The sequence below is a fragment of the Dickeya fangzhongdai genome (assembly GCF_002812485.1).
GTDB lineage: Bacteria > Pseudomonadota > Gammaproteobacteria > Enterobacterales > Enterobacteriaceae > Dickeya > Dickeya fangzhongdai.
Window position 1 is genome coordinate 4203558 of sequence record NZ_CP025003.1, and the last position, 13526, is coordinate 4217083.

Sequence of the window (13526 nt, forward strand, 5' to 3'; positions counted from 1 at the left end):
TCAATGACCGCCTTTTATTTGATATATCGCTACGTTACCGGCCTTATTTCTGCAGGCGACCGTGGCACTGCTTGTATTTCTTGCCGGAGCCGCACGGGCATGGGTCGTTACGACCGATCTTGCGATCGGCATAAGGTGAACCGGTAGCCGCTTCATCCTGATGGCTCAATTGCTGCTGGCGGGCCAGACGCTCGGCTTCTTCACGGCGCTGCTGTTCCAGCGCTTCGATTTCTTCCGGCATCCGCACCTGAACCTTACTCAGGGTGCTGATCACTTCGTATTTGAGGCCTTCCAGCATAGCAGCAAACATGGCGAACGACTCGCGCTTGTATTCCTGCTTCGGATCTTTCTGCGCATACCCGCGCAGATGAATCCCCTGACGCAGATAGTCCATCGCCGCCAGGTGTTCTTTCCACAGCGAATCCAGCGTCTGCAGCATCACGCCCTTCTCGAAGTTGCGCATGACATCGCTGCCGACCACTTCTTCCTTACGGCCATACACTTCCACCGCCTGCGCGTAGATACGTTCCCGCAGCGTCTCTTCGTGCAGATCAGGCTCCTTGTCCAGCCATTCGGCGATCGGCAGTTCGAGGTCAAAGTCATTTTTCAGACGCTGTTCCAGCCCCGGAATATCCCACATCTCCTCCAGCGACTGCGGCGGAATATGGGCATCGATGGTGACCTTGAACACGTCTTCACGAATGCTATTGATGGTTTCGCTGATATCAGATGCATCCAACAGTTCGTTGCGCTGAGTATAGATAGCGCGACGCTGGTCATTGGCCACATCATCGTACTCAAGCAGCTGTTTACGAATGTCGAAGTTGCGGTTTTCCACCTTGCGTTGCGCATTGGCAATCGCCTTGGTCACCCACGGATGCTCAATCGCTTCGCCTTCCTTCATCCCCAATTTACGCATCATGTTGGAAACGCGATCCGACGCAAAAATACGCATCAGCGCATCTTCCATCGACAGGTAGAAACGGGAAGAACCCGGGTCGCCCTGACGGCCGGAACGACCACGCAACTGGTTGTCGATACGGCGGGATTCATGACGTTCGGTGCCGATAATGTGCAGACCGCCTGCAGCCAACACCTCATCATGACGTTGTTGCCATTCAGCTTTAATGGCGGCTATTTGGGCTTCGTCCGGATTTTCCTGTTGCGCCACTTCTGCCTGCCAGCTGCCGCCCAGCACGATATCGGTACCACGGCCCGCCATGTTGGTGGCGATGGTCACCGCCCCCGAGCGCCCGGCCTGCGCCACGATATCCGCTTCCATCGCATGGAATTTGGCGTTCAGTACGTTGTGTTTGATGCCGGCTTTAGTCAGCGCATGCGATACCACTTCGGATTTTTCGATGGAAATGGTCCCCACCAACACCGGCTGCCCCTTGGCGGTACGATCTCTGATATCTTCAATGATGGCGCCGATTTTTTCCTGTTCGGTCATGTACACCAGATCCGGCAGATCTTTACGGATCATTGGGCGGTTGGTCGGCACGACGATAGTATCCAGCTTATAAATCGAGCTGAATTCGAACGCTTCAGTATCTGCCGTACCGGTCATCCCGGCCAGCTTCTCATAGATACGGAAGTAGTTCTGGAAAGTGATCGAGGCCAGCGTCTGGTTCTCGTTGTTGATCTTGACGTTTTCCTTGGCTTCCACCGCCTGGTGCAAACCATCGGACCAGCGGCGCCCCTGCATGGTACGGCCGGTATGTTCGTCAACGATAATGACTTCGTCGTCTTTCACAATGTAGTCGACGTCGCGGGTAAACAGCACATGAGCGCGCAATGCCGCCGTCACGTGGTGCATCAGCATAATGTTGGCCGGCGAATACAACGACTCGCCTTCTTCCATGATGCCGCCTTTCACCAGCAACTCTTCGATTTTGACCAGACCGCGTTCGGTCAGGTTAACCTGACGGGCTTTCTCGTCCACCGAGAAATGACCTTCGCCGTGGAAAGTATCCGAATCCTCTTTCTCCTGACGGATCAGGTGCGGGATGATTTTGTTTACCCGCATATAAAGTTCGGAGCTGTCTTCCGCCGGACCAGAGATGATCAGCGGAGTACGCGCTTCATCGATCAGGATGGAGTCCACTTCGTCCACCAGCGCATAATACAGTTCACGCTGCACACGCTCTTCCGGGCTGAACGCCATGTTGTCGCGCAGGTAGTCAAAACCGTATTCGTTGTTAGTGCCGTAGGTAATATCGGCAGCGTAGGCTTCACGCTTGGCCGGCGCCGGCATCCCCGGCAGGTTGATGCCGACGGTCAGCCCCAGGAATTCAAACAACGGGCGGTTATTTTCGGCGTCGCGCTGGGCCAGATAGTCGTTGACGGTCACCACATGCACGCCTCGACCAGTCAGAGCATTGAGGTACGCCGGCAGAGTTGCGGTCAGGGTTTTACCTTCACCGGTGCGCATTTCCGCGATGCAGCGCTCGTTCAGCACCATACCGCCGATCAGCTGTACGTCGAAGTGACGCATGCCAAAAACACGCTTACTGGCTTCACGCACCACAGCAAAAGCTTCCGGCAACAGCGATTCCAGTGTTTCGCCCTTCTTGATACGGTCACGAAATGCCTGAGTTTTCGCCTTCAGCTCATCATCGGAGAGTTTTTCCATGTCCGGTTCGAGGCGATTGATCACATCCACAATTTTGCGCATACGGCGCAACGCACGGTCATTACGGCTACCGAAAACTTTGGTCAATAACTTGATTAACATAGTAATTTTAATCTCAACAATGCCAGTCCATCGATGCTGGCACGACATCAGAAAAGGAATCTACGGCTACTTGCCATAGAGCAGCACACTATCGAAGTCAGGCGCGCGGCCCGGCACGAATGCCCTGAACCTGCGCCAGCCATAGGCCGGTATGATGAGAAGGTGAAAAATGAGTCGGCGCCAGATCGGCACTGACAGAAGCGTGCGGTGTCGCTTCGCGCGTCAGCAACGCATTCAGCGTTTCCAGCAATACCTGGTGATGTAACCGGGAAGCCTCCGTCGCCTCAACCACGGTAACGGGTGGCGTAAAAGCAAACGACAGGTGACGAATCACCGTGCGGATGGCATGCTGATGCCAGAAATCATTACTGAATGGCGAACGACGGCGAGAATCTTTTAAGGCCGCCAGATCGGTGAGATTGAAATAAGATACGTTCGGACGACTGATCGCCGATGCGGAATTGGGTGCAGTAGAGGCATCACGTGATTCGGTGAAGTTGGCAGGCAGGCCGAGCGTCGCCGCGACCATCCCCAGCAGCAGGTGAGGCCAGAAATAACGTCTGCCAAATTGTCGCCAACGATTTAAAATACCAATCACAAGTTTCTTTCCGTCGGAGCCTGCGTTATGCGTGATAACCGTCCACAATCACTGGAGTCATTTTTCGATGGCGCATCGCAAGCCGGGTCAGGCCCGCTGCATGATATTCAACAACGTGCGCTCGCACTGTTGAAACTCAATCGAGCGGTGCACGCCCTGTTGCCAACAGCGCTGCGTTCATACTGCCGAGTGGCTAACTATCGTCATGGTCTGCTGGTACTGGAAACCGCCGGCGCCAACTGGCTGATGCGATTACGTTATGAACAACCAGCCCTGCTTTCCGCTCTGCGCGCACAAATACTACCATCATTGGCGGCAATCGACATCAGGATTAATCCAGCGCTGGCCGCAAAAATGCATGAAAACGAGAAAACCCATGCCATTGCACCGACAGATGAAACCGCTGTGACAACAACACGAATTCTCAGTGCGCAGAGTGCGGAGATATTAAAGGGGCTGGCGGAGCAAAGTCCGGAACGACTACAGAAAATATTAAAACGACTGGCTTCGCTGGCCGGAGAGAATACCAGCGAAAACCAGTCGTCATGATGTCATGTATTGCGGATCAGGCCAGAACGGTTGACGGCGCTTTGAAAGCCAGCGGCATTTCCGCTTCATCTTCAAAGGTCACGAATTCCCACGCTTCCTGTTTAGCCAGCACAGCCTGCAGCAGTTTGTTGTTCAACGCGTGGCCGGATTTGAACGCCGTGAACGCGCCAATGATGTTGTGACCACACATGAACAGGTCGCCAATCGCGTCCAGCATTTTGTGGCGCACGAACTCATCGTCAAAGCGCAGACCGTCTTCGTTCAGCACACGGTAATCATCCACCACGATCGCACTATCGAGACTACCGCCCAGGCACAGACCGCGGGACTGCAGATACTCGATATCGCGCATAAACCCAAAGGTCCGCGCGCGGCTGATCTGGCGCACAAACGCATCAGCGGAGAAATCCAGCTTGAAGCGCTGTGAACCGGCATCAATCACCGGATGATTGAAGTCGATGGTGAAATCGAGGCTAAAGCCGTTGAACGGCTTCAATTCTGCCCATTTGTCACCGTCTTCTACGCGTACAGGCTGTTTGATACGAACAAACTTCTTGGCACAGTTCAGTTCTTCGATACCAGCATCCAGCAGCAGGTAGACAAACGGACTGGCGCTGCCGTCCATGATCGGAATTTCAGGCGCATCTACGTCAACAACAATGTTATCGATGCCTAATCCCGCCAGGGCCGCATTCAGATGCTCCACCGTCGAAATGCGCACGTCATGCTCATTAACCAGGCAAGTACAGAGCATGGTATCACGCACGGATTTGGCATCAGCCGGAAAATCAACCGGTGGATTCAAGTCAGTACGACGATAGATGACCCCGGTGTTCGCCGGTGCAGGACGCATAGTCAGGGTGACTTTTTTGCCGGTATGAAGACCGACCCCTGTCGCCTGTACGATACGTTTTAATGTACGTTGTTTGATCATCGTATTATCTCGCATTCATCTGAACCTACGGCCTTAGCTTACACCAAGGCCGGCGGCACAGTTTAGCACAAAGAGCGGAGATTCCAACCTAACCTTAGTCAGCCTGCTTACGCAGGAAAGCAGGAATATCGAGATAGTCCGGCTCTTTATTGGTTTGCACGCTCTGGTCATTCACCACTTTGGCCGCAGGTTTTTCCTGCGTCAGCGGCGCCATGCCATGTTGCTGATAGCGGTGGTCCATAACCGGCTGGCTGCTTTGCTTGTTGGTAACCAGCGTAATTTCCGGACGTTTGTCCATGCCGATGCCGGTGGCGACCACGGTCACCCGCAGTTCGTCGTTCATATCCGGATCCAGCGACGTACCAATCACTACCGTCGCATTATCGGATGCAAACGCGCGAATGGTATTACCAACAGTCTCAAATTCATCCAGACGCAGATCGAAACCAGCGGTAATGTTAACCAACACGCCGCGCGCGCCGGAAAGGTCGATATCTTCCAGCAGCGGGCTGGAGATAGCCATTTCCGCCGCCTCTTCCGCACGGTCTTCACCGCGAGCCACGCCGGAACCCATCATGGCGTAACCCATTTCGGACATCACGGTGCGCACGTCGGCAAAGTCGACGTTCATCAGACCCGGACGGGTAATCAACTCGGCAATCCCCTGCACCGCGCCTTTCAACACGTCGTTAGCCGCGCCGAACGCGTCCAGCAGGGAGATGCCGCGCCCCAGCACTTTCAACAGTTTATCGTTGGGGATGGTGATCAGCGAATCAACGTGCTTGGACAGCTCCGCGATCCCCTGCTCGGCAAACGCCATGCGTTTCTTGCCTTCAAAATTGAACGGCTTGGTCACCACGGCAACCGTCAGGATACCCAGATCCTTGGCGACTTCCGCCACCACCGGCGCTGCGCCGGTACCGGTACCGCCGCCCATACCGGCTGCGATGAACACCATGTCCGCACCTTCCAGCGCAGAACGCAGTGCTTCGCGATCTTCCTCGGCGGAATTGCGGCCCACTTCCGGGTTGGCGCCAGCGCCCAGACCTTTGGTAATACCGCTACCGATCTGGATGGTCTGGCCGACCGCCGTTTTGCGCAGTGCCTGAGCGTCGGTGTTAACCGCAAAGAATTCAACACCTTCGATGCGTTCACGCACCATGTGTTCGACAGCGTTGCCGCCGCCACCACCGACGCCGATGACTTTAATCACCGCGTCGTTGGTTAACTCCATTGGTTCAAACATAGTTTCTCTCCGTCTTGTGCCTGTGTTACTTCAAGATCAAAAAAGTCGTGCTAAATGATCTCTTTTGATAACCGTCAAAATTCTTTTCTCAGCCAGCTGTTCAGGCGTTTAAACCAGTTGCTGACTGAGGCGCGTTTCTCAACCTCGTGTTCGCCACTCAGATGAGACTCTTTGCCGTAATGCAGCAGCCCCACTGCTGTCGAGTAATAGGGCTCCTGCGCATAATCCGTTAATCCGGTGATATTCAGCGGCTGGCCGATGCGCACCTGCGTGTGGAACACGCGCTGCGCGCAGGCCGCCAGACCGTCAATCTGCGCCGCACCGCCGGTCAGCACGATGCCGGCCGCCAGATGATGCTTCACGCCCTGCTGGCGCAGCTGTTCCTGCAACTGCAACAGCTCGTCATTCACCAGATTCAATAACTCGGTATAGCGAGGCTCAATCACCTCCGCCAACGTCTGACGCTGCAGACTACGCGGCGGACGACCGCCGACGCTCGGCACTTCTACGGTTTCATCTTTGCTGACGATGGAACCGAGCGCGCAACCGTAACGTACCTTGATCGCTTCCGCATCCGTGGGCGGCGTGCCAAACGCATAGGCTATATCGCTGGTGACTACGTTACCAGCATAAGGAATCACTTTTGTGTGACGCAGCGCGCCGCCGGTATACACCGCCATATCCATGGTGCCGCCGCCGATATCCACTACGCACACGCCCAGTTCGCGCTCGTCTTCAGTCAGCACCGCATAACTCGATGCCAGCCCGGCGAAAATCAGTTGATCCACCTTCAGACCGCAACGCTCCACCGCTTTAACAATGTTCTTCGCCATGTCGTTATGACAGGTGATCAGGTGCACCTTGGCCTGCATCCGCACGCCAGACAGCCCGACCGGATTTTTAATCCCTTCCTGATAATCGATGGCGTATTCCTGCGGGATCACATGCAGAATACGGTGCTCATCACGGACCCGGACAGATTTGGCCGTATGCACCACGCTTTCGACATCGTCCTGCGTGACTTCTTCTTCGGAGATAGGCACCATGCCGATCTCGTTCTGGCAGCTGATGTGCTTACCGGACAACGCCAGATACACGGATGAAATCTGGCAATCAGCCATCAGTTCGGCCTGATCGATGGCGCGCTGAACGCACTTGACCACCGATTCCAGATCGTTAACGCCGCCTTTATCCATGCCCCGTGACGGGCAGCTTCCCACACCGATGATATTGATCATGCCATCTGGCAGAACTTCACCTACCAGCGCAGCCACCTTTGCTGTACCGATTTCCAGCCCAACTACCAGTTTTCTGTCCGTCGACTTGATCATTGCTGTTTAGCCTGTGCCTGATTTTGTTGCTGATTACCGTTCTTTTGCTGATCAATGTCTTTTTGCTGATCAATAAATGCCGGGCTCCAACCTACCGCTGCGCCGGTTTCATAGCGCAAATCCACGTAGTTAACCCGCTTGTTTTCATTCTGGGCCTGCCGCTGCAACAACGGATAGATCTCCAAAAAACGCGCCAGACGCCGACTTCTGTCATCACGTCCCAGATCGAGGCGGATATCATCGTCCAGCCCAACCTGCCATGAATGGCGCGCGGTCATCGCCACCATCTTCACCGTGAACTTGCCTGCCGCCAGTACCTGGTTCATCTCGCGATACCCCTCCAGCACGTCTTCTTCACCGCCCTCCGGACCGTACAACATCGGCATTTTTTTGTTGCCGATGCGCTCAGCCGGCACGCTGAAGGTGTTACCCTCGCTGTCAACCATGAGCTGGTCATTCCAGCGCGCAAACGGAACGTATTCAACCAGATGAATCTTTAATTCGTCCGGCCACTGCTTACGTACGCTGGCCTGTTTAATCCAGGGCAGGCGCTCGATCTGCTGCTGGATGACATTCACATCCTGCGTCATGAACGTCCCCGGCGAGCCCAGCGACAAAATCGCCTGGCGAATATCGTCATTGGTGGTGTAGTGTCGCTCGCCGGTCACCACCAGTCTGGACAGCGGCAGACGGCTGGCATCTTTCATCCAACCCAGCACCATCCAGCTTCCCCACAGGATGGTGCCGGCCACCATCAGCAGGAAAAAAATCCCCGCCAGCTGACTGCCATTGCTGCGTCGTGCGCCCTTTTCCTGCTCACGTCCGCGTGTATTCAACGCCGCCTGCGACATACTAATCAGCCAACTCCACAACAGATACGCGGCGGTAACCGTTGTCTGTCTGGACTGAGCGCGAAACGTCGGCGCACCGAACCTCAGCCGGCCATCGGCCGGTTTCGTCGTGGTCAGCGTGGGTGCGTTTCATCACTACCATCACGTGCTCAGTCATCCTGTTCTCAGTCTTTGGTCTTCGCCTGCAGACGATTTTCCGCCAGCCGACGCGCCAGTTTGCCAATGTTGCCGGCGCCCTGAACCAGCACCAGATCATCGCCCTGCAGCGCCTGCGCCAGCAATTCAGGCAGCGTCTCCACATCCGGCACCATGATCGGGTCGATTTTGCCGCGTCCGCGAATGGTGCGACACAGCGACCGGCTGTCCGCTCCCGGAATCGGCGCTTCGCCGGCCGGATACACATCCAGCATCAGCAGCACATCCACCTGGGACAGTACGTGCGCGAAGTCATCGTACAGATCCCGCGTGCGGGTATAGCGATGCGGCTGAAAAATCATCACCAGGCGTTTATCCGGCCAGCCGGCGCGCGCCGCCTTGATGGTGGCGTCCACTTCCGTCGGGTGGTGCCCGTAATCATCCACCAGCATGGCGCTGCCGCTTTTGCCGTTGACCGGCTGTAGCGGGAATTCGCCCAGAAAATCAAACCGACGCCCCGTTCCCTGAAAGCGAGCCAGCGCTCGCAGAATCGCGTCGTCGTCAATACCTTCTTCCGTCGCCACCGCTACCGCCGCCGCGGCATTCAGCGCATTGTGGCGGCCCGGCGCGTTCAGCGTCACATTCAGCAGCGGTTTGCCCTGACGCGCCAGCGTAAACAGCCCCTGCGCCCCGACCTGCCGGTAGTCAGCCACCCGCACATCCGCATCGTCGCTGAAACCATAAGTGGTGATGTGACGCCCCACTTTCGGCAACAGTTCCCGAATCACCGCGTCATCCAGGCACATCACCGCATGGCCGTAAAACGGCAGGTTATGCAGGAAGTTGATGAACGTCTGCTTGAGGTTCTCAAAATCGCCCTGATACGTGTCCATATGGTCGGCTTCGATGTTGGTCACAATCGCCACCATCGGCTGCAAATGCAGGAACGACGCATCGCTCTCGTCCGCTTCCGCAATCAGGTAACGGCTCGACCCTAACCGGGCGTGCGTCCCCGCGGCTTTGACCAGCCCGCCGTTGACGAACGTCGGATCCAGCCCCGCTTCGGCGTAGATACTGGTCACCATCGCCGTGGTCGTGGTCTTGCCATGTGTCCCGGCGATGGCGATGCCATGACGAAAGCGCATCAATTCTGCCAGCATCTCTGCCCGGCGAATCACCGGAATACGGGCCTCATGTGCCGCGATAATCTCCGGGTTATCCGCCGTAATCGCGCTGGATACCACCACCACGCTCGCTTCGTTCACATTTTCCGGGCGATGGTGGAAATAGATCTGGGCGCCCAGATCGGTCAATTGCTGCGTCACGGCGTTGGGCGCCAGATCAGAACCGCTGATCTGATAGCCCTCGTTAGCCAGGACTTCGGCGATACCGCCCATGCCGGCACCACCGATGCCAACAAAATGGATGTGCCGGACGCGGTGCATCTCGGGCACGATTGAACGCAGTTTCGCCAGTTCTTGAGTATTCACTATCTTCTATCGCAACCTACATCAACGCCGGCTATTGCCGGCCATTATCATTAATTCCGGACAGCGTGAGCCGCCCGCTGCATCGCCGCCGCCGCGACTTCGGCCGCCACCCGTTCCGTCGCATCGGGAATCGCCACGGTTCGGGCTTTTTGCGCCATATCGCGTAACGTGGCGCGATCCCAGGCCGACAACACCTCGCTTATCGCGTCCACGCTGAGGTCGGCCTGTTCGATAATCTTTGCGGCGCCCGCCTGTTCCAACGGCAACGCATTCCAGTACTGCTGCCGATCCTTATGCTGGAACGGCACAAACAACGCCGGCAACCCGGCCGCGGCAATCTCGCTGACGGTTAGCGCGCCGGAGCGGCACACCACCACATCGGCCCAGGCATACGCCGCCGCCATGTCGTCGATAAACTCGGTAATCCGGTGCTGCGGCTGACCGGCTTGCGCATAAGCAGCCTCTACTTCCGCCTGAGCGCCTTTGCCGGTTTGGTGCCAGATGGTAACGGCGTCATGCAACCGCGCCGCTACGCCGGGCAGGGTTTGATTCAGCACTCGCGCGCCCTGGCTTCCGCCAACCACCAACACCCGCACCGGGCCGCTGCGCTCAGCCAGTCGTTCCGTCGGCGACGGCAGCGCCAGCACATCGGTACGCACCGGATTTCCCACCACATCCGCGTGAGGAAACGCCCCCGGGAATGCCTGTAATACTTTTTTGGCGATGCGCGACAGCCAGCGGTTGGTCAACCCGGCGATACCGTTTTGCTCGTGCAAAACCACCGGGATGCCGCACAGCCAGGCAGCCAGACCGCCGGGGCCGGACACATAACCGCCCATCCCCAGCACAACGTCCGGCTGATAGCGGCGCATAATCGCCTGCGCCTGCCGCACCGCCCGAAAGATACGCACCGGCGCCAGCACCAATGCCGCCAATCCTTTGCCGCGCAGACCGGAAATACGGATAAAGTCGATGTCGATGCCGTGTTTCGGCACCAGATCCGCTTCCATCCGGTCGGCCGTGCCCAGCCAGCGCACCTGCCAGCCCTGCGCCATCAGATGATGCGCCACCGCCAGACCGGGGAACACATGCCCGCCGGTACCGCCGGCCATCACCATCAAACGCTTGCCTTCGCCACTCATCGGGCACCTCTCGTAAACGCCTGCGCTTTGGTCAGGCGCGTTTCATAATCAATTCGCAGCAACAACACGATAGCCGTCGACATAATCAACAGACTGGAACCGCCGTAGCTGATCAGCGGCAATGTCAGCCCTTTTGTCGGCAACATGCCCGCGGCCGCGCCGACATTCACCAGAGTCTGAAAACTGAACCAGATACCGATGGAGCAGGCCAGAAAGCCCGAAAAACGCTGATCGATTTCCAGCGCCCGTCTTCCTATCGACATCGCCCGAAAAGCGACGAAGAATATCATTAACAACGCCAAAACCACACCGATATAGCCCAGTTCCTCCCCCAGAATGGAGAAAATGAAGTCGGTATGCGCTTCCGGCAGATATTCCAGTTTCTGGATGGAATTGCCGAGCCCTTGCCCCCACAGTTCGCCGCGGCCAAACGCCATCAACGACTGGGTCAACTGATAGCCGCTGCCGAACGGGTCGTCCCACGGATTCCAGAACGACGTCACGCGGCGCACGCGGTACGGCTCTGCGATAATCAGCAACCCGACGGCGAAGATGCCACAACCGATGATCGCCAGGAACTGCCACAGTTTTGCTCCGGCCAGAAACAACATCGCCAGCGTGGTGATGAACAGCACCACCACCGTACCGAGGTCCGGCTGAGCCAGCAGTAGCACCGCCAGCACCACCATCACGCCCATCGGCTTGCAAAAGCCCCAGAAGTTATTTCGTACCTCTTCGACTTTGCGCACCATGTAGCTGGAGAGGTAGCAAAACAACGACAACTTCGATAACTCTGCCGGCTGAATACGCAGCGGACCGAGAGAAATCCAGCGTGACGCCCCGTTAACCGAGCTGCCCACTACCAGCACGATCAACAGCATCACTATCGACGCCAGCAGCAATACCACGCTGTAACGCTGCCAGACCTCCATCGGTACCCGCATGGTGACCAGCGACAAACCAAACGCCAGCCCCAGATACAGCGCATCGCGCTTGGCGAATAAAAAGGGATCGCTGGCCAGCCGCTGCCCGACCGGCATCGACGCCGAGGTCACCATCACAAAGCCGATCACCGCCAGCCCCAGGGTCAACCACAGCAGCGTCCGGTCATACAGCACGGTGCTGAGGTTGTCGCTTTCACGCGTCCCCATCACCCAGCTTTTCAGACGTTCGACTATGCCGGCCCCGATAAAACGCATTATCCCAGCTCCTCCGCCAGGCGAGCGAACTCGTCGCCGCGCTGTTCGAAACTGCGGAACTGATCGAGACTGGCGCAAGCCGGCGACAGCAACACCATGTCACCCGGCTGGGTGCGGCCGGCGATAAGACGCATCGCCTGCTCCATGGTTTCGGTCTGCTCGGCGATTTCCGGACGCAGCGCCGCCAGTTGCCCGCCATCACGGCCAAAGCAGTACAGACGAATGCTGTCGCCTTGCAGGTAACGCAGCAACGGAGAGAAATCCGCTGATTTCCCGTCGCCGCCCAGCAGCAGATGCAGCGTGCCATCGACATGCAGCCCGCTCAGCGCCGCCTCGGTGCTGCCGACATTGGTAGCCTTGGAATCATTGACCCAGCGCACGTCATGACGCGCCAGCACTAGTTGGAAACGGTGCGGCAGGCCGGTAAAGGTAGTCAGCGCGATCAGGGCCGACGAGCGGGGAATGCCCACAGCGTCCGCCAGCGCCAGCGCAGCCAGCGCATTGGTGTAGTTGTGCTGACCGACCAGTTTGATTTCGCGGGTATTCAGCACCCGCTCGCCTTTCACCCGCAGCCAGGTTTCACCCTGCTGCCGGTTCAGGTGGTAATCGCCCACATCCACGCCGAAACTCAGGCAACGCGCGTCGGCGCCGCGCACCGGCATGGTCAGGGCGTCGTCCGCGTTCACAATGCAGACTTTGGCGTTTTCATAAATGCGCAATTTGGCGGCGCGGTACTGCTGCAGCCCCAACGGGTAGCGGTTGGTGTGATCCTCGGTAACGTTGAGGATCGTGGCGGCGGCGGCGTGCAGGCTGTAAGTGGTTTCCAACTGGAAGCTCGACAGCTCCAGCACATACAGCTGGCTTTCCTGCTTGAGCAGCTCCAGCGCCGGTACGCCGATGTTGCCGCCTACGCCAACGGCCCAACCGGCCGCACGCGCCATTTCACCCACCAGCGTGGTAACGGTGCTTTTACCGTTGGACCCGGTGATAGCGACGATCGGCGCCTGCGCTTCGCGACAGAACAGTTCGATATCGCCGATAATTTCAATGCCGGCTTCCGCCGCCTCGCACAGGATCGGCGTCGCCAGCGCAATACCCGGACTGGCGACGATTAAATCGGCGGACAGCAGCCACTCATCATTAAGGCTACCCAGATGACGCTCAACGGACTCAGGCAGTTTATCCAGGCCCGGCGGACTAATACGGGTATCCACCACGCGCGGCACCACCCCGCGTGCAAGGAAAAAATCAACACAGGAGAGCCCTGTCAGCCCTAACCCGATAATGACAACCTTTCTACCCTGATAGTCCATT

At 57.4% G+C, this 13526-nt stretch carries 11 protein-coding genes; 1 reads left to right on the forward strand and 10 read right to left on the reverse strand.

The window, feature by feature from the left end:
* Positions 1-43: 43 nt before the first annotated feature.
* Complete coding sequence (gene secA / locus CVE23_RS18815) at positions 44-2737, reverse strand: preprotein translocase subunit SecA (protein ID WP_049853543.1); 2694 nt, start codon at positions 2735-2737, stop codon at positions 44-46.
* 97 nt (positions 2738-2834) lie between these two features.
* Entirely contained in the window at positions 2835-3335 is a 501-nt protein-coding gene (gene secM / locus CVE23_RS18820; RefSeq protein ID WP_049853544.1) for a secA translation cis-regulator SecM, read from the reverse strand.
* A 27-nt stretch (positions 3336-3362) separates the two neighbouring features.
* On the opposite strand from secM, the gene CVE23_RS18825 reads away from it, so the two are divergent.
* Positions 3363-3884: a DUF721 domain-containing protein gene (locus tag CVE23_RS18825; RefSeq protein WP_038665723.1), complete on the forward strand. Its 522-nt coding sequence runs from the start codon at positions 3363-3365 to the stop codon at positions 3882-3884.
* Between the two features lie 16 nt (positions 3885-3900).
* Here CVE23_RS18825 and lpxC read toward each other — a convergent pair whose 3' ends face one another.
* From lpxC to murD, 8 genes are all read right to left on the reverse strand, one after another.
* The gene (gene lpxC / locus CVE23_RS18830; RefSeq protein ID WP_024107274.1) at positions 3901-4818 is read right to left on the reverse strand and encodes a UDP-3-O-acyl-N-acetylglucosamine deacetylase; all 918 of its coding nucleotides are present in this window, start codon (positions 4816-4818) and stop codon (positions 3901-3903) included.
* Positions 4819-4912: 94 nt separating this feature from the next.
* Positions 4913-6064: a cell division protein FtsZ gene (ftsZ, locus tag CVE23_RS18835; RefSeq protein ID WP_012886159.1), complete on the reverse strand. Its 1152-nt coding sequence runs from the start codon at positions 6062-6064 to the stop codon at positions 4913-4915.
* A gap of 74 nt (positions 6065-6138) precedes the next feature.
* Positions 6139-7395 carry a cell division protein FtsA gene (gene ftsA / locus CVE23_RS18840; protein ID WP_013319461.1) on the reverse strand — a complete coding sequence of 419 codons (1257 nt, stop codon included), beginning with the start codon at positions 7393-7395 and terminating at the stop codon, positions 6139-6141.
* On the reverse strand, positions 7392-8246 hold the full coding sequence (gene ftsQ, locus CVE23_RS18845) for a cell division protein FtsQ (RefSeq protein ID WP_038920222.1): 855 nt from the start codon (positions 8244-8246) through the stop codon (positions 7392-7394). Before ftsQ ends, ftsA begins: the two co-directional genes overlap by 4 nt.
* A gap of 164 nt (positions 8247-8410) precedes the next feature.
* Positions 8411-9871 carry a UDP-N-acetylmuramate--L-alanine ligase gene (gene murC, locus CVE23_RS18850; RefSeq protein ID WP_038920223.1) on the reverse strand — a complete coding sequence of 487 codons (1461 nt, stop codon included), beginning with the start codon at positions 9869-9871 and terminating at the stop codon, positions 8411-8413.
* Between the two features lie 50 nt (positions 9872-9921).
* Entirely contained in the window at positions 9922-11013 is a 1092-nt protein-coding gene (gene murG, locus CVE23_RS18855; protein WP_100850146.1) for an undecaprenyldiphospho-muramoylpentapeptide beta-N-acetylglucosaminyltransferase, read from the reverse strand.
* Positions 11010-12212, reverse strand: a complete 1203-nt coding sequence (ftsW, locus tag CVE23_RS18860; RefSeq protein ID WP_038920225.1) for a cell division protein FtsW — start codon at positions 12210-12212, stop codon at positions 11010-11012. The genes murG and ftsW overlap by 4 nt, the downstream gene beginning before the upstream one ends.
* A complete protein-coding gene (murD, locus tag CVE23_RS18865) occupies positions 12212-13525 on the reverse strand; it encodes a UDP-N-acetylmuramoyl-L-alanine--D-glutamate ligase (RefSeq protein ID WP_100850147.1) in 1314 nt (437 codons plus the stop codon). Before murD ends, ftsW begins: the two co-directional genes overlap by 1 nt.
* Position 13526 lies beyond the last annotated feature (1 nt).